General features: G+C 70.7%; 16 protein-coding genes and 1 pseudogene. 14 read left to right on the top strand and 3 right to left on the bottom strand.

Annotated features, from left to right (window positions below; genetic code table 11):
* Positions 1 to 177 precede the first annotated feature (177 nt).
* Positions 178 to 2,754 (top strand): RelA/SpoT family protein, encoded by a 2,577-nt coding sequence (locus V4Y04_RS05535; RefSeq protein ID WP_332426173.1) that lies wholly within the window; start codon positions 178 to 180, stop codon positions 2,752 to 2,754.
* Between the two features lie 84 nt (positions 2,755 to 2,838).
* On the opposite strand, the gene V4Y04_RS05530 is transcribed toward V4Y04_RS05535, so the two are convergent.
* Together V4Y04_RS05530 and V4Y04_RS05525 are read right to left on the bottom strand one after the other, a co-directional pair.
* Complete coding sequence (locus V4Y04_RS05530) at positions 2,839 to 4,068, bottom strand: DUF349 domain-containing protein (RefSeq protein ID WP_332426172.1); 1,230 nt, start codon at positions 4,066 to 4,068, stop codon at positions 2,839 to 2,841.
* A 137-nt stretch (positions 4,069 to 4,205) separates the two neighbouring features.
* Positions 4,206 to 5,027: a peptidylprolyl isomerase gene (locus tag V4Y04_RS05525; protein WP_332426171.1), complete on the bottom strand. Its 822-nt coding sequence runs from the start codon at positions 5,025 to 5,027 to the stop codon at positions 4,206 to 4,208.
* Between the two features lie 179 nt (positions 5,028 to 5,206).
* Here V4Y04_RS05525 and V4Y04_RS05520 point away from each other — a divergent pair, with 179 nt between their 5' ends.
* From V4Y04_RS05520 to rpsD, 5 genes are all read left to right on the top strand, one after another.
* The gene (locus V4Y04_RS05520; RefSeq protein WP_332426170.1) at positions 5,207 to 5,923 is read left to right on the top strand and encodes an MBL fold metallo-hydrolase; all 717 of its coding nucleotides are present in this window, start codon (positions 5,207 to 5,209) and stop codon (positions 5,921 to 5,923) included.
* 11 nt (positions 5,924 to 5,934) lie between these two features.
* Positions 5,935 to 7,197, top strand: coding sequence for a histidine--tRNA ligase (gene hisS / locus V4Y04_RS05515; protein ID WP_332426169.1), 1,263 nt, complete (start codon positions 5,935 to 5,937; stop codon positions 7,195 to 7,197).
* A 288-nt stretch (positions 7,198 to 7,485) separates the two neighbouring features.
* Positions 7,486 to 8,145, top strand: a complete 660-nt coding sequence (locus V4Y04_RS05510; RefSeq protein ID WP_332426168.1) for a vitamin K epoxide reductase family protein — start codon at positions 7,486 to 7,488, stop codon at positions 8,143 to 8,145.
* Between the two features lie 76 nt (positions 8,146 to 8,221).
* Positions 8,222 to 9,571, top strand: a complete 1,350-nt coding sequence (locus V4Y04_RS05505) for a replication-associated recombination protein A (protein ID WP_332426167.1) — start codon at positions 8,222 to 8,224, stop codon at positions 9,569 to 9,571.
* A 336-nt stretch (positions 9,572 to 9,907) separates the two neighbouring features.
* Entirely contained in the window at positions 9,908 to 10,522 is a 615-nt protein-coding gene (gene rpsD, locus V4Y04_RS05500) for a 30S ribosomal protein S4 (protein WP_055573891.1), read from the top strand.
* Between the two features lie 21 nt (positions 10,523 to 10,543).
* Here rpsD and V4Y04_RS05495 read toward each other — a convergent pair.
* Positions 10,544 to 10,881, bottom strand: a pseudogene (locus tag V4Y04_RS05495) (regulator); the annotation flags it as partial.
* A gap of 105 nt (positions 10,882 to 10,986) precedes the next feature.
* Between V4Y04_RS05495 and V4Y04_RS05490 the strand changes: the two are divergent.
* The 8 genes from V4Y04_RS05490 (at position 10,987) to aroC (ending at position 19,680) form a co-directional block, all read left to right on the top strand.
* Positions 10,987 to 11,469: a DUF948 domain-containing protein gene (locus tag V4Y04_RS05490; RefSeq protein WP_332426166.1), complete on the top strand. Its 483-nt coding sequence runs from the start codon at positions 10,987 to 10,989 to the stop codon at positions 11,467 to 11,469.
* Between the two features lie 7 nt (positions 11,470 to 11,476).
* On the top strand, positions 11,477 to 11,848 hold the full coding sequence (locus tag V4Y04_RS05485) for a hypothetical protein (protein ID WP_332426165.1): 372 nt from the start codon (positions 11,477 to 11,479) through the stop codon (positions 11,846 to 11,848).
* Positions 11,848 to 14,520 carry an alanine--tRNA ligase gene (gene alaS, locus V4Y04_RS05480; RefSeq protein ID WP_332426164.1) on the top strand — a complete coding sequence of 891 codons (2,673 nt, stop codon included), beginning with the start codon at positions 11,848 to 11,850 and terminating at the stop codon, positions 14,518 to 14,520. Before V4Y04_RS05485 ends, alaS begins: the two co-directional genes overlap by 1 nt.
* Positions 14,521 to 14,555: 35 nt before the next feature.
* Positions 14,556 to 15,020: a Holliday junction resolvase RuvX gene (gene ruvX / locus V4Y04_RS05475; RefSeq protein WP_332432717.1), complete on the top strand. Its 465-nt coding sequence runs from the start codon at positions 14,556 to 14,558 to the stop codon at positions 15,018 to 15,020.
* Positions 15,021 to 15,144: 124 nt separating this feature from the next.
* Positions 15,145 to 16,980, top strand: coding sequence for an endolytic transglycosylase MltG (mltG, locus tag V4Y04_RS05470; RefSeq protein ID WP_332426163.1), 1,836 nt, complete (start codon positions 15,145 to 15,147; stop codon positions 16,978 to 16,980).
* Positions 16,980 to 17,807, top strand: a complete 828-nt coding sequence (locus V4Y04_RS05465) for a shikimate dehydrogenase (RefSeq protein ID WP_332426162.1) — start codon at positions 16,980 to 16,982, stop codon at positions 17,805 to 17,807. The genes mltG and V4Y04_RS05465 overlap by 1 nt, the downstream gene beginning before the upstream one ends.
* Positions 17,808 to 17,883: 76 nt before the next feature.
* Positions 17,884 to 18,219, top strand: coding sequence for a hypothetical protein (locus V4Y04_RS05460; protein ID WP_332426161.1), 336 nt, complete (start codon positions 17,884 to 17,886; stop codon positions 18,217 to 18,219).
* A gap of 276 nt (positions 18,220 to 18,495) precedes the next feature.
* Positions 18,496 to 19,680 (top strand): chorismate synthase, encoded by a 1,185-nt coding sequence (gene aroC, locus V4Y04_RS05455; protein ID WP_332426160.1) that lies wholly within the window; start codon positions 18,496 to 18,498, stop codon positions 19,678 to 19,680.
* The last annotated feature ends 25 nt before the right edge of the window (positions 19,681 to 19,705 follow it).

The following is a 19,705-nucleotide window of genomic DNA, read 5'->3' as shown; positions in this document are numbered from 1 at the left end:
GGACGGGTGTGACGGACACCGCGCGGGCGGGCACCGGGGGAACCCGGGGCCCGCCCCGTGCGTTTCAAGGGTGAACGATCCGCCCAGCCGGTCCGAGGGAGATCCGCAGGCACGGGATGGCTACCATGGGGGCTCCGGAACCTTATCTGGGGCCCGGATCGTGTACGAGGAGTCCTCTTGGCAGACGAGGCCCAGCACCTGACCGCAGACAAGCCCGAGTCGGGCTCGGCTGCCGCGGCCAAGCCCGTGCCGAGCACGCCCCACGCGAAGAACGACCCGCGCGGGCCGGTCCAGCACGGCCAGGCCGCGGCGGCGGACAAGCCCGAGCAGCCACGGCCCAAACCGTCCCCCGTTCGTGACTCCGCCCGAGCGGGGGGATCCCCGTCGTCCGAGCGCTCCGCACCCGTGGTCCGCCCCAACAGCGGGCAGCCGGCCCGCTCCGGCTCCTCCCACCGCGTCCGCGCCCGTCTGGCCCGGCTCGGGGTCCAGCGCGCCAACCCGTACAACCCGGTACTGGAGCCGTTGCTGCGGATAGTGCGCGGCAACGACGCCAAGATCGAGAACGCCACCCTCCGCCAGATCGAGAGCGCCTACCAGGTCGCCGAGCGCTGGCACCGCGGACAGAAGCGCAAGAGTGGCGACCCGTACATCACCCATCCACTGGCCGTCACCACCATCCTCGCCGAGCTGGGCATGGACCCGGCCACCCTGATGGCCGGCCTGCTGCACGACACGGTGGAGGACACCGAGTACGGCCTGGAACAGCTCCGCCGCGACTTCGGCGACACCGTCGCCCTGCTGGTCGACGGCGTCACCAAGCTGGACAAGGTCAAGTTCGGCGAGGCCGCGCAGGCCGAGACCGTGCGCAAGATGGTCGTCGCCATGGCCAAGGACCCTCGTGTCCTGGTCATCAAGCTCGCCGACCGCCTGCACAACATGCGCACCATGCGCTATCTCAAGCGCGAGAAGCAGGAGAAGAAGGCGCGCGAGACGCTGGAGATCTACGCGCCGCTCGCCCACCGGCTGGGCATGAACACCATCAAGTGGGAGCTGGAGGACCTCGCCTTCGCGATCCTCTACCCCAAGATGTACGACGAGATCGTCCGCCTGGTCGCCGAACGCGCCCCCAAGCGCGACGAGTACCTGACGATCGTCACCGACGAGGTGCAGCAGGACCTGCGCGCGGCCCGCATCAAGGCGACCGTCACAGGCCGCCCCAAGCACTACTACAGCGTCTACCAGAAGATGATCGTCCGCGGCCGGGACTTCGCGGAGATCTACGACCTGGTGGGCATCCGCGTCCTCGTGGACACCGTCCGCGACTGCTACGCGGCCCTCGGCACGGTGCACGCGCGATGGAATCCGGTCCCCGGCCGGTTCAAGGACTACATCGCGATGCCCAAGTTCAACATGTACCAGTCGCTGCACACGACGGTCATCGGCCCCGGCGGCAAGCCCGTCGAGCTGCAGATCCGCACGTTCGACATGCACCGCCGCGCCGAGTACGGCATCGCCGCGCACTGGAAGTACAAGCAGGAGGCCGTCGCCGGGGCCTCGAAGGTGCGCACCGACGTCACCCCGGGCAAATCCGGCAAGGCCGACAAGGAATCCGCCGCCGTCAACGACATGGCGTGGCTGCGGCAGCTGCTCGACTGGCAGAAGGAGACCGAGGACCCCGGCGAGTTCCTGGAGTCCCTGCGCTTCGACCTGTCCCGCAACGAGGTCTTCGTCTTCACCCCCAAGGGCGATGTCATCGCGCTCCCCGCGGGCGCCACCCCGGTGGACTTCGCGTACGCGGTCCACACCGAGGTCGGCCACCGCACCATAGGAGCCCGGGTCAACGGCCGGCTCGTCCCGCTCGAGTCGACCCTGGACAACGGCGACCTGGTGGAGGTCTTCACCTCCAAGGCGGCCGGCGCGGGCCCCTCCCGGGACTGGCTCGGCTTCGTCAAGTCGCCGCGCGCCCGCAACAAGATCCGCGCCTGGTTCTCCAAGGAGCGACGCGACGAGGCGATCGAGCAGGGCAAGGACGCCATCGTCCGTGCGATGCGCAAGCAGAACCTGCCGATCCAGCGCATCCTCACCGGCGACTCACTGGTCACCCTCGCGCACGAGATGCGCTACTCGGACATCTCCGGGCTGTACGCGGCGATCGGCGAGGGTCATGTCACCGCGCAGAACATCGTCCAGAAGCTGGTGCAGGCCCTCGGCGGCGAGGAGGCGGCCACCGAGGAGATCGACGAGTCGGTGCCGCCGGCCCGCGGGCGGGGCCGCAAGCGCCGCTCCAACGCCGATCCCGGGGTCGTCGTCAAGGGCGTCGACGACGTCTGGGTCAAGCTGGCCCGCTGTTGCACACCGGTCCCCGGCGACCCCATCATCGGCTTCGTCACCCGCGGCAGCGGCGTCTCCGTGCACCGCAGCGACTGCGTGAACGTCGACTCGCTGTCCCGTGAGCCCGAACGCATCCTCGAGGTCGAGTGGGCGCCCACCCAGTCCTCGGTGTTCCTGGTCGCCATCCAGGTCGAGGCGCTGGACCGTTCCCGGCTGCTGTCGGACGTCACACGCGTGCTGTCCGACCAGCACGTCAACATCCTCTCCGCGGCCGTCCAGACCTCCCGCGACCGCGTCGCCACCTCCCGCTTCACCTTCGAGATGGGCGACCCGAAGCACCTCGGGCACGTCCTGAAGGCCGTACGGGGCGTGGAGGGCGTCTACGACGTGTACAGGGTGACCTCGGCCCGCAACCGGACGTAGACCGGTTACGGCGCACGACCAGCACGGCAGAGGGGCTCCCGTACACGCGGTACGGGAGCCCCTCTGCCGTGCTGGTCCTCGGCGTCAGCCGCCGAACTCCTGCAGCCCCTTCAGGGCCTGGTCCAGGAGCGCCTGACGGCCCTCCAGTTCCCGCTCGAGCTTCTGGGCCCTGGAGTTGTTGCCCTGCGCCCGTGCCTGCTCGATCTGGCCCTTCAGCTTGTCCACGGCCGCCTGGAGCTGGCCGGTCAGACCCTCGGCACGCGCGCGTGCCTCCGGGTTGGTCCGGCGCCACTCGGTCTCCTCGGACTCCTGCAGGGCCCGCTCCACGGTGTGCATCCGGCCCTCGACCTTCGGCCGGGCGTCCCGCGGTACATGACCGATGGCCTCCCACCGTTCGTTGAGCGCGCGGAACGCGGCACGGGCGGCCTTCAGGTCCGTGACCGGCAGGAGCTTCTCGGCCTCCCCGGCCAGCTCCTCCTTGAGCTTGAGGTTCTCCGTCTGCTCCGCGTCACGCTCGGCGAAGACCGAGCCGCGGGCGGCGAAGAAGACGTCCTGGGCGCCGCGGAAGCGGTTCCACAGGTCCTCCTCGTGCTCGCGCTGGGCACGGCCCGCGGCCTTCCACTCCGACATCAGGTCCCGGTAGCGCGCCGCCGTCACACCCCAGTCCGTCGATTTCGACAGCCCCTCGGCCTCGGCGACCAGACGTTCCTTGGTCTTGCGGGCCTCCTCGCGCTGCGCGTCCAGGTGCGCGAAGTGCTGCTTGCGCCGCTTGGAGAACGCCGACCGCGCGTGCGAGAAGCGGTGCCACAGCTCGTCGTCGGACTTGCGGTCCAGCCGCGGCAGACCTTTCCAGGTGTCCACCAGCGCCCGCAGCCGCTCACCGGCCGCCCGCCACTGGTCCGAGCCCGCCAGCTCCTCCGCCTCGGTGACCAGCGCCTCCTTGGCGTGGCGCGCCTCGTCGGACTGCTTCGCCCGCTGTGCCCTGCGCTCCTCGCGCCGGGCGTCCACCAGCTCCACGAGCTTGTCCAGCCGCACCCGCAGGGCGGCCAGGTCACCGACCGCGTGATGGGCGTCGACCTGTTCCCGAAGGTGCCCGACCGCCGTCATGGCGTCCTTCGAGGACAGATCGGTGGTCTTCACTCGCTTCTCGAGGAGGCCGATCTCGACAACCAGGCCCTCGTACTTGCGCTCGAAGTAGGCCAGAGCCTCCTCGGGGGAGCCCGCCTGCCAGGAACCGACGACCTGCTCTCCGTCGGCCGTACGCACGTACACGGTCCCCGTCTCGTCGACGCGGCCCCACGGGTCGCTGCTCACAGCGCCTCCTCCACATGATGCCTGCGGAGGGCTCTGCTGCCCCCGGGCATCGTCCACAGTTTTCGTCACGGCCAACATAGGCGACCGACGGGATGCCTGTCCGCATCCCGCGCGACCGAAGTTCCGCAGCTGGGCGGTCAGGATTTGGTGACCGTCGCCTTGTTGATGACGACCGTCGCGTTGGGGGGCCCGTCACCCGCTCCGGTGGTGTCACCGGCTCCGGCGATCTTCTTCAGGACCTTCAGGCCGGCCTCCGAGAGGGTGCCGAACGGGGTGTAGCTCGGCGGGAGCGGGCTGTCCTCGTACACCAGGAAGAACTGGCTGCCGCCGCTGTCCTTCTGCCCGGTGTTCGCCATGGCGACGGTGCCCGCCGGGTAGGTGCTGTCCTTGAGGCTCTCGTCCTTCAGGTTCTCGTCCGGAATCGTGTAGCCGGGGCCGCCGGTGCCGGCGCCCGTCGGGTCACCGCACTGCAGCACGTAGATGCCGTTGGTGGTGATCCGGTGGCACGTGCTGTGGTCGAAGTAGCCCTCACCGGCCAGGAACTCGAACGAGTTGACGGTGTGCGGGGCCGCCGACGCCTTCAGCGCCATGTCGATCGCGCCGCAGGTCGTCTCGAGCGTCATCGTGTACTTCGCCGACTTGTCGATGGAGAGCGCCGGCTCCTTCTTCCAGGTCTTCGTCGCGACCTTGCCCCCCGCGGGCTTCTCGCACGGGTCGGGCGCCTTGCTCGGCGCCTCAGCGCTGGGCGTGACCTCCGCGTTCGCGTTGGACGTGTCCTCGTCCTGCTCGAACGCCCCGGCCGTGTACAGCCCGAGGCTGCCGACCAGCACCACACCGAGGACGGACGCGATCACCGAGTTACGGATCCGCCCCTTGCGGCGCGCCTCGGTACGCCGCTGCTGCTGCCGCAAGAACTTCTCCCGGGCGAGCTGACGCCGCCGCTGCTCCTGGCTGACCACCGGGTTACTCCTCATGCCTCTCGTGTGCCGACCGAATACGCGTGCGGGCGGCGGACCGACTGACTGCGTGTGCCCCGTACCGTATATGGGTTGGCTGAGGAAACGGCAGCGCCGGTAGGCTCTGGCCACGGGCGAAGCCCCGTGGCAAGCCTCCCGTACCGACACAACGAAGGACGAACGTGCTCATTGCCGGGTTCCCCGCCGGGGCCTGGGGGACGAACTGTTATCTCGTCGCCCCCGCCGCCGGTGAGGAGTGCGTGATCATCGATCCCGGCCACCAGGCCGCCCCCGGAGTCGAGGAGGCGGTCCGCAAGCACCGGCTGAAGCCCGTCGCCGTCGTCCTCACCCACGGACACATCGACCACGTGGCCTCCGTCGTCCCCGTGTGCGGGGCGCACGACGTACCGGCCTGGATCCACCCCGACGACCGGTACATGATGAGCGACCCCGAGAAGGGCATCGGCCGCACCATCGGCATGCCGCTGATGGGCGAGCTGACCGTCGGGGAGCCGGCCGACGTCAGGGAACTGGCCGACGGGGCGAAGCTCGACCTGGCCGGGCTGCGGCTGACGGTCGCGCACGCGCCGGGCCATACCAAGGGGTCGGTGACCTTCGGCCTGCCCGAGGCGGCGGACATCCCGCCGGTGTTCTTCTCGGGCGACCTGCTGTTCGCCGGCTCCATCGGACGCACCGACCTGCCCGGTGGTGACACGGCCGAACTGCTCGACTCGCTGGCCCGCGTGTGCCTGCCGCTCGACGACTCGACCGTGGTGCTGGCCGGACACGGCCCCCGGACGACCATCGGCCAGGAGCGCGCCACCAACCCGTATCTGCGGCAGGTGGCGGCGGACGGCCCAGGGCGCGGCGCCGCCGACGCTCCCCGACGAGGAATGTGACAAGAGTTTCCGTGAGCACCTTCAAGGCCCCCAAGGGCACCTACGACCTGATCCCGCCGGACAGCGCCACGTACCTCGCCGTCCGCGAGGCCATCGCCGCCCCGCTGCGCGGCTCCGGCTACGGCTACATCGAGACACCCGGTTTCGAGAACGTCGAACTGTTCGCGCGCGGTGTCGGTGAGTCCACCGACATCGTCACCAAGGAGATGTACGCCTTCGAGACCAAGGGCGGCGACCGCCTCGCCCTGCGGCCCGAGGGCACGGCCTCCGTGCTGCGCGCGGCCCTGGAGGCCAACCTGCACAAGGCGGGCAACCTCCCGGTCAAGCTCTGGTACTCCGGCTCGTACTACCGCTACGAGCGCCCCCAGAAGGGCCGCTACCGTCACTTCTCCCAGGTCGGCGCCGAGGCGATCGGTGCCGAGGACCCGGCGCTCGACGCCGAGCTGATCATCCTGGCCGACCAGGCGTACCGCTCCCTGGGGCTCAGCGAATTCCGCATCCTGCTGAACTCCCTGGGCGACAAGGAATGCCGCCCCGTCTACCGGACCGCGCTCCAGGACTTCCTGCGCGGACTGGACCTGGACGAGGACACCCTGCGCCGCGCGGACATCAACCCGCTGCGCGTCCTGGACGACAAGCGCGAAGCGGTGCAGAAGCAGCTGACCGGCGCCCCCCTGCTGCGCGACTACCTGTGCGACGCCTGCAAGGCGTACCACGAGGAGGTCCGTGAGCTGGTCACGGCCGCGGGCGTCGCCTTCGAGGACGACCCCAGGCTGGTGCGAGGACTGGACTACTACACGCGCACCACCTTCGAGTTCGTCCACGACGGTCTGGGCTCCCAGTCGGCGGTGGGCGGCGGCGGCCGCTACGACGGTCTCTCGGAGATGATCGGCGGCCCCGTGCTGCCGTCCGTCGGCTGGGCGCTCGGCGTCGACCGCACCGTGCTGGCCCTGGAGGCGGAGGGTGTCGAACTCGAGCTCCCGGCCACCACCAGCGTGTTCGCCGTCCCGCTCGGCGAGGAGGCCCGACGGGTGCTGTTCGCCAAGGTCACCGAACTGCGCAAGAACGGCGTCGCCGCCGACTTCGCCTACGGCGGCAAGGGCCTGAAGGCGGCGATGAAGGCGGCCAACCGCTCGGGCGCGCGCTACGCCCTGGTGCTCGGCGAGCGCGACCTCGCCGAGGGCGTCGTCCAGCTCAAGGACATGGAGTCCGGCGAGCAGACCGCGGTGGGCGTCCACGAGATCGTGGCCGAGCTGGAGGCCCGGCTCGGCTGACCCCCGCCCTTCCCTCACGCGCATGAAGGCGCCGGTGTGCCCCAGCGGGCCCGGCGCCTTCGGCGTCGATGCGCCCCGTCGAGTCAACAGCGCGGGCGTCGATTCCCTCGATCGGGGACTTAGGCTGGAGTGTATGTACGGCCGGGGCACATACTGCGGCCGAAACCGTACGCCCGCGGGGCCTGTTCATACGCTCTTGTGGCCGGCGGACGGTGGATCCACAGTCACGTGCGGCACAATGGCCCTGCCCGAAGCAGGCCCACACTCTCCAGTGACGGAATCGGCGTGATGAGCAAGACGACAGTGAAGGACGTTTCCACCGAGCCCGACCCCGTGCCGGGGCCCCCCGCCGGGCCACCGCGCGAGGGCGCCGGCCGTGCGTTCGCCCTGCTGCTGGTCATCACCGGCGCCGCCGGTGTACTCGCCGCATGGGTCATCACGCTGGACAAGTTCAAGCTGCTCGAGGCCAAGGCCAGGGGCGAGACCTACGTCCCCGGCTGCAGCATCAACCCGGTGGTCGCCTGCGGCAGCATCATGGAGAGCGACCAGGCGAGCGTCTTCGGCTTCCCCAACCCGATGCTGGGCCTCGTCACCTACGGCATCGTCATCTGCGTGGGCATGAGTCTGCTCGCCGGGGCCCGCTTCCCGCGCTGGTACTGGCTCACCCTCAACGCGGGCACCCTCTTCGGCACCGTCTTCTGCGCCTGGCTGATGTTCCAGTCCCTGTACCGGATCAACGCCCTGTGCCTGTGGTGCTGTCTGGCCTGGGTCGCCACGATCATCATGTTCTGGTACGTCACGTCGTTCAACGTCCGCAAGGGCTTCCTGCCCGGCCCCGGCCGGCTCAAGAGCTTCTTCGGCGAGTTCACCTGGGTCATGCCCGTCCTGCACATCGGCATCATCGGCATGCTGATCCTGACCCGCTGGTGGGAACTCTGGACCAGCTGACCTCGAGGTCGTACCGCCCCGGAGTCACAAGGACCGCACCGACCACGTTGTCGGTGCGGTCCTTTAGGGTTTCGGTGTGGAGCCAGACCTGTTCACCGCCGCAGCCGAAGACCGCCAGGAGAAGGACCCGACCGGCAGCCCTCTCGCCGTCCGGATGCGCCCGCGCACCCTCGACGAGGTGGTGGGCCAGCAACATCTGCTGAAGCCCGGCTCACCCCTGCGCCGGCTGGTCGGCGAGGGCGCCTCCGGCCCCGCGGGCCCGTCCTCGGTGTTCCTGTGGGGACCGCCCGGCACCGGCAAGACGACCCTGGCCCACGTCGTGTCCAAGGCCACCGACCGGCGCTTCGTCGAACTGTCGGCGATCACCGCGGGCGTCAAGGAGGTCCGCGCGGTCATCGACGGCGCCCGCCGCGCCTCCGGCGGGTACGGCAAGGAGACCGTTCTCTTCCTCGACGAGATCCACCGCTTCAGCAAGGCCCAGCAGGACTCCCTGCTCCCCGCGGTCGAGAACCGCTGGGTCACGCTGATCGCCGCGACCACCGAGAACCCCTACTTCTCGGTCATCTCCCCGCTGCTGTCCCGCTCGCTCCTGCTCACCCTCGAACCCCTCACCGACGGCGACATCCGGGATCTGCTCCACCGTGCGCTCGGCGACGAGCGGGGCCTGAAGGACGCCCTCACCCTCCCCGAGGACACCGGCGACCACCTGGTGCGCATCGCCGGCGGGGACGCCCGCCGCGCCCTGACCGCCCTGGAGGCCGCCGCGGGGGCCGCTCTGGACAAGGGCGAGACGGAGATCTCCCTGGCCACCCTGGAGGAGACGGTCGACCGGGCCGCCGTGAAGTACGACCGCTCCGGCGACCAGCACTACGACGTCGCCAGCGCCCTGATCAAGTCCATCCGTGGATCCGACGTGGACGCCGCCCTGCACTACCTCGCCCGGATGATCGAGGCCGGCGAGGACCCGCGCTTCATCGCCCGCCGTCTGATGATCTCCGCCAGCGAGGACATCGGCCTCGCCGATCCGAACGTGCTGCCCATCGCGGTCGCGGCCGCCCAGGCCGTCGCCATGATCGGCTTTCCCGAGGCCGCCCTCACCCTCAGCCACGCCACCATCGCCCTCGCCCTGGCCCCCAAGTCCAACGCGGCCACCACCGCGATCGGCGCCGCTCTCGACGACGTCCGCAAGGGACTGGCCGGGCCCGTGCCGGCCCATCTGCGCGACGGGCACTACAAGGGCGCGGCCAAACTGGGCCACGCCCAGGGGTACGTGTACCCGCACGACCTGCCCGAGGGCATCGCCCGGCAGCAGTACGCCCCCGACGCCCTCAAGGACCGCGCGTACTACGAACCCACCCGGCACGGTGCCGAGGCGCGGTACGCCGACGCGGTGGGGTGGACCAGGAAGCACCTCGGTCGGAAGTAGCCGTGAGCACCCTGTAGAATCTGCCGAAGCTGCGTCCCGCGTCCGGCCCCGCAAGGGAAACCGGCACCACCAGAGCGGGACATCCAGCCGGAGACCCGCCCCCCGGGGCAGGGAATCCAGGAGCGTCGCGCACCGTCGAACGGTGTCGCGGGCAGCCCACCACCACCCGGATTCCCGGGACCGGCCGGTGGGCCACTCGCGTGCTGCACGTATGTGCCCAGGCCAGGGGAGCGGCTGCCCGGCAGGTCCCGCGCGGACCCGCGGGGTTTCCCCGACTGCGGATGCGACCTCCCTTAACCCTGGTGAGCCGGAAACTTTGGAAAAGAGACAAGAACAGTGGCGAATCAGCCCCGCCCCAAGGTCAAGAAGTCGCGTGCCCTCGGTATCGCGCTGACCCCGAAGGCCGTCAAGTACTTCGAGGCCCGCCCCTACCCGCCGGGCGAGCACGGCCGCGGCCGCAAGCAGAACTCGGACTACAAGGTCCGTCTGTTGGAGAAGCAGCGTCTGCGTGCCCAGTACGACGTCAGCGAGCGCCAGCTCGTCCGCGCGTACGAGCGCGCCGCCAAGACGACGATCAAGACCGGTGACGCCCTCGTCATCGAGCTCGAGCGCCGCCTCGACGCCCTGGTCCTGCGTTCGGGCATCGCCCGCACGATCTACCAGGCCCGCCAGATGGTCACCCACGGCCACATCCAGGTCAACGGCAAGAAGGTCGACAAGCCCTCCTTCCGTGTCCGCCCGGACGACGTCGTGCAGGTCCGTGAGCGCAGCAAGGACAAGACGCTGTTCACGATCGCCCGCGAGGGTGGCTTCGCCCCCGACGGCGAGACCCCGCGCTACCTCCAGGTGAACCTCAAGTCCCTGGCGTTCCGCCTGGACCGTGAGCCGAACCGCAAGGAGATCCCGGTGATCTGCGACGAGCAGCTCGTCGTCGAGTACTACGCCCGCTGACCCCAGCAGGCACGCGGTGACTCAGCCCGCCGTCTCCCCGCCCTTACGGGTGGGCGAGGCGGCGGGCTGCTGCGTGGGCGCCCCGACCGCCGTCTGCCGCACGCTCCCGTCCGGCGACGGATCGCCCACCGCGGCGCCGGCCCCGCGCACCGCCCGGCGGACCGCCGCGTCCCGGCCGAGCCGCGCCCCAGCCGCACGCTCTCCTCGTACCGTTCGTCGCCCAGTTGCTCCCGGGCCCGCGCCTCGCACAGCTCGTGCGGCGTGTTGTAGTGGGCCGAACCGAACAGCCACAGCCCCACCGACGGCCACATCCGCTCCGCCGCACCCTGGAGCACCGCCGCCTCGGCCGCCTTCCCCTCGACTCCGCCCGCGGCGGGCGGTAATCCGGTACGGAGTCCCGCCGGTGGCGCGATAGGCTCGGTGCACGATTTTCTCGATGTTCAGGCACGTTTCTCAGGGAGCAGGTGCGCACAGTGTCCGGTGGAGAGGTGGCCGGAATCCTGGTGGCCGTGTTCTGGGCGATCCTGGTCTCCTTCCTCGCCGTCGCACTGGCGAGGCTGGCCCAGACGCTCCGGGCGACCACCAAGCTCGTGGCGGACGTGACCGACCAGGCCGTCCCGCTGCTGGCCGACGCCTCCACCGCGGTGCGCACCGCGCAGACCCAGATCGAGCGGGTCGACGCGATCGCCTCCGACGTCCAGGAGGTCACCTCCAACGCCTCCGCCCTGTCGACCACCGTCGCCTCCACCTTCGGCGGCCCGCTGGTCAAGGTCGCCGCGTTCGGCTACGGCGTGCGCCGGGCCGTCAGCGGCCGCAGGGAGGACGCGCCCGCCAGGACGGACTCCGCCAGGACCGAGCCCGCGAAGGCGCCGGGCCGCACCGTGATCGTGGGCCGTACGGTCCCGGGCACGCGGCGGGCGAGGCGCACCCGGGGAAAGAAGGACTGACCCAGCGATGTTCCGCCGTACGTTCTGGTTCACCACCGGCGTCGCCGCAGGTGTGTGGGCCACCACCAAGGTCAACCGGAAACTGAGGCAGCTGACGCCCGAGAGCCTCGCCGCGACCGCGGCGAACAAGGCGATCGAGGCCGGCGGCCGCATCAAGGACCGGGCGGTGGACTTCGCACTCGACGTCCGCGACAACATGGCCCGCCGCGAGGCCGAACTGGGCGACGCCCTCGGTCTCGACGCCCCCGTCGGCCGGGAACTCCCGGCGTCCCGCCGGTACGCCGCCATCGAGAACCGCAACAACCCGAAGAACAACCCGCGGTACGCCGAGGGCTCGGCGTACCCGACGAACCCGTACAACCGGAATGAGGACCACTGATGGAGTCGGCTGAGATCCGCCGCCGCTGGCTGAGCTTCTTCGAGGAGCGCGGGCACACCGTCGTCCCTTCGGCGTCGCTCATCGCGGACGACCCGACTCTGCTCCTCGTCCCGGCCGGCATGGTGCCCTTCAAGCCCTACTTCCTGGGCGAGGTCAAGCCGCCCTTCGCGCGCGCCACCAGCGTCCAGAAGTGCGTCCGCACGCCGGACATCGAAGAGGTCGGCAAGACCACCCGGCACGGCACGTTCTTCCAGATGTGCGGCAACTTCTCCTTCGGCGACTACTTCAAGGAAGGCGCCATCAAACTCGCCTGGGAGCTGCTCACCAGCTCCCAGGACGACGGCGGCTACGGCCTGGACCCCGAGCGCCTGTGGATCACCGTCTACAAGGACGACGACGAGGCCGAGCGCATCTGGCGCGACGTCGTCGGCGTGCCCGAGGAGCGCATCCAGCGCCTGGGCATGAAGGACAACTACTGGTCCATGGGCGTCCCCGGCCCCTGCGGCCCCTGCTCCGAGATCAACTACGACCGCGGCCCCGAATTCGGCGCCGAGGGCGGCCCCGCCGTCAACGACGAGCGGTACGTGGAGATCTGGAACCTCGTCTTCATGCAGTACGAGCGGGGCGAGGGCATCGGCAAGGACAACTTCGAGATCCTCGGGGACCTGCCGAGCCAGAACATCGACACGGGCCTCGGCCTGGAGCGGCTCGCCATGATTCTGCAGGGCGTGCAGAACCTGTACGAGATCGACACCTCCATGGCCGTCATCGACAAGGCCACCGACCTGACCGGGGTCCGCTACGGCGACGCCCAGGACTCGGACGTCTCGCTGCGCGTGGTCACCGACCACATGCGCACCTCGGTCATGCTCATCGGCGACGGCGTCACCCCCGGCAACGAGGGCCGCGGCTACGTGCTGCGCCGCATCATGCGCCGCGCCATCCGCAACATGCGCCTGCTCGGCGCCACCGGCCCGGTCGTCAAGGACCTGGTCGACGTCGTCATCGAAATGATGGGACAGCAGTACCCCGAGCTCGTCACCGACCGCGAGCGGATCGAGAAGGTCGCCGTCGCCGAGGAGAACGCCTTCCTCAAGACACTGAAGGCCGGCACCAACATCCTCGACACCGCCGTCACCGAGACCAAGCAGTCCGGTGGCACGGTCCTGTCCGGCGACCGGGCCTTCCTGCTGCACGACACCTGGGGCTTCCCGATCGACCTCACCCTGGAGATGGCCGCCGAGCAGGGCCTCTCCGTGGACGAGGACGGCTTCCGCCGCCTGATGAAGGAGCAGCGGGAGCGGGCCAAGGCCGACGCCCGGGCCAAGAAGACCGGCCACGCCGACCTCGGCGCCTACCGCGAGATCGCGGACCGGGCCGGTGCCACCGACTTCACCGGCTACAGCGCCACCGAGGGCGAGTCCACCGTCGTGGGCATCCTGGTCGACGGTGTCTCCTCCCCGGCCGCCACCGAGGGCGACGAGGTGGAGATCGTCCTCGACCGCACCCCCTTCTACGCCGAGGGCGGCGGCCAGATCGGCGACACCGGGCGGATCAGGTCCGACTCCGGTGCCGTCATCGAGATCCGCGACTGCCAGAAGCCGGTCCCGGGCGTCTACGTGCACAAGGGCGTCGTCCAGGTCGGCGAGGTCACCCTCGGCGCCAAGGCCCACGCCTCCATCGACGAGCGCCGCCGCACGGCCATCGCCCGCGCCCACTCGGCCACCCACCTCACCCACCAGGCCCTGCGCGACGCCCTCGGTCCGACGGCCGCCCAGGCCGGTTCCGAGAACCAGCCCGGCCGCTTCCGCTTCGACTTCGGCTCGCCGTCCGCCGTTCCTACGGCCGTGATGACCGACGTCGAGCAGAAGATCAACGAGGTGCTCGCCCGCGACCTGGACGTGCGCGCCGACGTCATGGGCATCGACGAGGCCAAGAAGCAGGGCGCCATCGCCGAGTTCGGCGAGAAGTACGGCGAGCGCGTGCGCGTGGTGACCATCGGCGACTTCTCCAAGGAGCTGTGCGGCGGCACCCACGTGCACAACACCGCCCAGCTGGGCCTGGTGAAGCTGCTCGGCGAGTCCTCCATCGGCTCCGGTGTGCGCCGTATCGAAGCCCTGGTCGGCGTGGACGCCTACAACTTCCTCGCCCGCGAGCACACGGTCGTCGCCCAGCTCCAGGAGCTGATCAAGGGCCGCCCGGAGGAGCTCCCGGAGAAGGTCTCCGCCATGCTCGGCAAGCTCAAGGACGCCGAGAAGGAGATCGAGAAGTTCCGTGCCGAGAAGGTGCTCCAGGCCGCCGGAGGCCTCGCCGAGTCCGCCAAGGACGTCCACGGCGTCGCCCTGGTGACCGGCCAGGTCCCGGACGGCACCACCGCCGACGACCTGCGCAAGCTGGTGCTCGACGTGCGCGGCCGGATCCAGGGCGGCCGGGCCGCCGTGGTCGCCCTGTTCACCACCGTCAACGGCAAGCCCCTCACGGTCATCGCCACCAACGAGGCCGCCCGTGAGCGCGGTCTCAAGGCCGGTGACCTGGTCCGCGCCGCCGCCAAGACCCTCGGCGGCGGCGGTGGCGGCAAGCCGGACGTCGCCCAGGGCGGCGGCCAGAACCCGGCCGCCATCGGCGACGCCGTGGACGCCGTCGAGCGGCTCGTGGCGGACACGGCCAAGTGAGCGGACCGGTGAACGATCCCTCGGGCGGCCGGACCATGCGCCGCGGCCGCCGGCTCGCGATCGACGTCGGGGACGCCCGGATCGGGGTCGCCTCGTGCGACCCCGACGGGATCCTCGCCACCCCGGTCGAGACCGTCCCCGGCCGGGACGTCCCGGCGGCTCACCGGCGCCTTCGCGGGCTCGTGGAGGAGTACGAGCCGATCGAGGTCGTCGTCGGCCTCCCTCGCTCCCTCAAGGGGGGCGAGGGCCCCGCCGCGGTCAAGGTCCGGGCCTTCGCGCAGGAACTGGCCCGCGGGATCGCCCCGGTGCCCGTGCGTCTCATCGACGAACGGATGACGACGGTGACGGCGAGCCAGGGGCTGCGTGCCTCGGGCGTGAAGTCGAAGAAGGGACGCTCCGTCATCGACCAGGCCGCCGCCGTGATCATCCTCCAGCAGGCCCTTGAATCCGAACGGGTGTCAGGCAATGCACCCGGTGAGGGCGTCGAAGTGGCGAGGTGATCGCGGTACGGTAACGTTCCGCGCGATGCGGTGGCGTTCGAACAGCCGCCGCGAAAGAGAGGCGCAACGGACGCCGGCCACCCCCACAGCCGCGTGACCGCCGCCTCGCGGCTCTAGGGGATCGATGACTGAGTATGGCCGGGGCCAAGGCTCCGAACCGTGGCATCCGGACGACCCGTTGTACGGGGACGGCGGATGGGCCGGGCAGCAGACCCAGCAGGGTCAGCAGCCCCAGCAGCCCCCCTACGACGGCCAGGCGCAGCTCTACCCGCAGCAGTCGCAGCAGCCCCAGCAGCAATACGGCGACTGGGGCACCGCCGAGCAGCAGGGCGGGTACGGACAGCAGCAGCAGTACGCGCCGCACGACCAGCAGGGCCATCAGCAGCAGGGTCACCAGCAGTACGACCAGCAGCAGTACGGCGAGCAGCACTACGGTCAGCAGTACGCCCCCCAGCAGGCGCAGTACCCGGACCAGCAGAACCCGGACCAGCAGCAGTACGACACGGGCGGCTGGCAGACCGGCGCTCACGCCCACCCGCAGGACCCGTACGCGGCGGCCGATCCCACGGACCCGTACGGGCAGCAGGGCGGGGCGTACGGCGCCCAGCAGCCCGACCCCTACGCGACCCCCGACGCCTACCCGCCGCCCGAGCCGCCCGCCCGGCGCGGCGCCGAGCCCGAACGGCAGCCGGAGCAGGACGCGGAACCGGAGCCGCGGACCGACTGGGACCCGGGCCCCGACCAGGGTGAACACGCCTTCTTCTCGGACGACGACGATGACGAGGGCGACGAGGGTGACAAGCCCGGCGGTCGCGGCGAGCGCCGTGGCAGGAGCGCCAAGGGAGGCAAGGGCACCAAGAGCGCCAAGGGCACCAAGGACAAGAAGCGACGCAGCGGGGTCGCCTGCCTCGTGGTGGTGGTGGTCCTCGGCGGCGGTGTGGCCGGTGTGAGCTATGTCGGCTGGCAGTTCGTCAAGGATCGTTTCGCCAGCGCCCCGGACTTCGCGGGCGACGGGAATGGTGAACAGGTCACCGTCACGATCCCCAAGGGCTCGACCGGGTCCGCCATCGGTCAGGTGCTCAAGAAGGAAGGAGTCGTCAAGAGCGTCGACGCCTTCGTCGCGGCCCAGGCGAGCAACCCGCAGGGCAAGACACTCCAGGACGGCGTTTACACGCTTCAGCTGGAGATGTCGGCCGAGAGCGCGGTCGAGCTGATGCTCAGCCCGAAGAGCCGCAACAACCTGGTCATCCCCGAGGGCAGGCGCAACGCCGAGATCTACAAGCTCATCGACCAACGCCTCGAGGTCGAGGACGGGACCACCGCGAAGGTTGCCAAGGCGGACTGGGAGAAGCTCGGCCTGCCCGACTGGGCGGTGAACGGCGAGGACGTCAAGGACCCGTTGGAAGGGTTCCTGTTCCCCTCCAGTTACGGCGTGTCCGAGGGACAGACGCCCGAGGACGTGCTGAAGAGCATGGTCGAGCAGGCCACCGCGACCTACGAGAAACTCGGTGTCGAGAAGAAGGCCGAGAGTCTCGGGCTCGAGGACCCGTGGCAGCTGGTCACCGTGGCGAGCCTCGTCCAGGCCGAGGGCACCAGCCACAGCGACTTCCGCAAGATGTCCGAGGTCATCTACAACCGGCTCAAGCCGGGCAACACCGAGACCAACGGCATGCTGGAGTTCGACTCCACCTACAACTACGTCAAGAACCAGAGCAAGCTCGACCTGAGCCTCCGCGAGCTCAGGAACTATGACAACCCCTACAACACGTACTTCTACAAGGGCCTGCCGCCCGGACCGATCAGCAACCCGGGCGAGGACGCCATCAAGGGCGCGCTCAGTCCGACGGGCGAGGGCTGGTACTACTTCATCTCGCTCGACGGAAAGACGAGTGAGTTCACCAAGACCAACGCCGAGCACCAGAAGCTGGTCGACAAGTGGAATGCATCGAGGGGCAACTGATGGTCGCACCCCGCCGCGCGGCCGTCCTCGGCTCCCCGATCGCCCACTCCCTCTCCCCGGTGCTGCACCGCACCGCCTACGCGGAGCTGGGGCTGGAGGGCTGGACGTACGACCGCTTCGACGTCGACGAGCAGGCCCTGCCGGGTTTCTTCGAGACGCTCGGGGACGACTGGGCCGGGCTGTCGCTGACCATGCCGCTGAAGCGGGCCGTGATCCCGTTGCTGGACGGGATCAGCGACACCGCCGCCGCGGTCGACGCGGTCAACACCGTCGTTCTCGCCGAGGACGGCCGGCGGACCGGCGACAACACCGACATCCCCGGCATGGTCGCCGCTCTGCGCGAGCACGGCATCGACAAGGTGGACACCGCCGCGATCCTCGGCGCCGGAGCCACCGCGTCGTCCGCGCTCGCCGCGCTGTCCCGGATCTGCGCCGGCGAGGTCGTCGTCTATGTGCGCGGCGCCGCGCGCGGCGCCGAGATGCGGCAGTGGGCCGAACGCCTGGACGTGACGGTGCGCATCGCCGACTGGGCCGACGCCGAGCAGGCCCTGCACGCCCCGCTGGTGGTCACCACGACCCCGGCGGGCGTCACCGACGGCCTCGCCCGAGCCGTCCCGGAACGTCCCGCGGCTCTCTTCGACGTGCTCTACGACCCCTGGCCGACCGTTCTCGCGGCCCGCTGGTCGGCGTACGGCGGCGCGGTGGTCGGCGGCCTCGACCTGCTGGTGCACCAGGCGGTGCTCCAGGTCGAGCAGATGACGGGCTGCTCACCGGCCCCGCTGGACGCCATGCGAAAAGCAGGGGAGCGGGCGCTCGCGGCCCGATAGGATCCCGTCCGGTTCCGCAGGGGGCGGAACCGGGGAGGGGCACGTGTTCATGTCCGCAGGCACACCACTGGCATCCGTGAGGTCTCAGATCTTAAACGCGTTGATGGGCTTTCTGCCCGGCTGGGTGCAGATCACGGTGCTGGCCCTGATCGTTCTCGCCTTCGTCGGGTCCTGCGCCGTCAAGATCAAGCGCAGGGCCGCATACCGGCGCGCCACCGACGCGGGCCGGCCGGTCCACGCGGCGGCCCAGTACGGGCAGGGCAGCGGAGCCGACTACCTGGGCCAGTACGCGCCGCGGCCCAGCCAGGCCGGCCCGCCCGCCCGCACCACACGCCCCTGCGCAGGTCACGGCGGGGGAGAGCGGTGCCGACTTCCTCGGGGCCTACGCACCCGCGCGGCAGCGCCCGGATGACGGCCGGGCCTGACGGCCGGGCCTGACGGCCGGGACCGGCCGCCGGAGGCCGGGGCCACCGGACCGGGAGACCGGACCGCCTCGCCAGGACCCTGGCACCCGCGGCTCTTCCGCCCCGGCGCCGCTCGTCCGACTGATGGACCGGCGACCGGACACGCCGCACGAACGTGGGAGGATCGGACGTGGCGGGCCGGGGCCGCGCACCCCGTCGCGCCGTAGTCGTACGCGACGCCGCGTGCGCGGGGCAGTACCGGGCGCGAGCATGGAGGAGCACCGTTGAGCAGGTTGCGCTGGCTGACCGCGGGGGAGTCCCACGGTCCCGCACTCGTCGCGACGCTGGAGGGTCTTCCCGCCGGCGTGCCGATCACCACGGACATGGTGGCGGACCATCTCGCGAGGCGGCGGCTGGGCTATGGCCGCGGTGCCCGGATGAAGTTCGAGCGGGACGAGGTCACCTTCCTCGGTGGTGTGCGGCACGGTCTCACCCTGGGCTCCCCGGTCGCGGTGATGGTGGGCAACACCGAGTGGCCGAAGTGGGAGCAGGTCATGGCGGCCGACCCGGTCGACCCCGAGGTGCTGGCCGGCCTGGCCCGCAACGCCCCGCTGACCCGCCCGCGCCCCGGCCACGCCGACCTCGCCGGCATGCAGAAGTACGGCTTCGACGAGGCCCGTCCGATCCTGGAACGGGCCTCCGCGCGCGAGACCGCGGCCCGCGTGGCACTGGGCGCGGTGGCCCGCTCGTACCTGAAGGAGACGGCCGGCATCGAGATCGTCTCCCACGTGGTGGAGCTGGCGGCCGCCCAGGCCCCCTACGGGGTGTACCCGACCCCGGCCGACGTGGAGAAGCTGGACGAGGACCCGGTGCGCTGCCTGGACGCGGACGCGTCGAAGGCGATGGTCGCCGAGATCGACCAGGCCCACAGGGACGGCGACACCCTCGGCGGAGTCGTCGAGGTGCTGGCCTACGGCGTACCGGTCGGCCTCGGCTCGCACGTGCACTGGGACCGGCGCCTGGACGCCCGGCTGGCCGCCGCACTCATGGGCATCCAGGCGATCAAGGGAGTGGAGGTCGGCGACGGCTTCGACCTGGCACGGGTGCCCGGCTCCCGGGCGCACGACGAGATCGTCGCCACCGACGACGGCATCAGGCGCTCCTCGGGCCGCTCCGGCGGCACCGAGGGCGGTCTGAGCACCGGTGAGCTGCTGCGGGTCCGGGCGGCGATGAAGCCGATCGCGACCGTGCCGCGGGCGCTGAAGACCGTGGACGTCGTCACCGGCGAGGAGACCGCCGCCCACCACCAGCGCTCCGACGTGTGCGCCGTGCCGGCGGCCGGCATCGTCGCCGAGGCCATGGTCGCCCTGGTCCTCGCGGACGCGGTCGCGGAGAAGTTCGGCGGCGACAGCGTTCCCGAGACCCGCCGCAACGTGACGTCCTACCTCGAGAACCTGGCCATCCGGTGACTGCGCTGATCGTGCTGGTCGGCCC

Source organism: Streptomyces sp. P9-A2 (genome assembly GCF_036634175.1).
GTDB lineage: Bacteria > Actinomycetota > Actinomycetes > Streptomycetales > Streptomycetaceae > Streptomyces > Streptomyces pratens.
Note: the sequence above shows the minus strand (reverse complement) of the source record. Positions and strands in the feature narration are given on the sequence as shown.

Coding starts and splice junctions, on each gene's coding strand:
- V4Y04_RS05510 (WP_332426168.1), top strand. CDS start 7,486: ATGAGCAAGACGACAGTGAAGGACGTTTCCACCGAGCCCGACCCCGTG.
- V4Y04_RS05485 (WP_332426165.1), top strand. CDS start 11,477: ATGTTCCGCCGTACGTTCTGGTTCACCACCGGCGTCGCCGCAGGTGTG.
- alaS (WP_332426164.1), top strand. CDS start 11,848: ATGGAGTCGGCTGAGATCCGCCGCCGCTGGCTGAGCTTCTTCGAGGAG.
- ruvX (WP_332432717.1), top strand. CDS start 14,556: ATGCGCCGCGGCCGCCGGCTCGCGATCGACGTCGGGGACGCCCGGATC.
- mltG (WP_332426163.1), top strand. CDS start 15,145: ATGACTGAGTATGGCCGGGGCCAAGGCTCCGAACCGTGGCATCCGGAC.
- V4Y04_RS05465 (WP_332426162.1), top strand. CDS start 16,980: ATGGTCGCACCCCGCCGCGCGGCCGTCCTCGGCTCCCCGATCGCCCAC.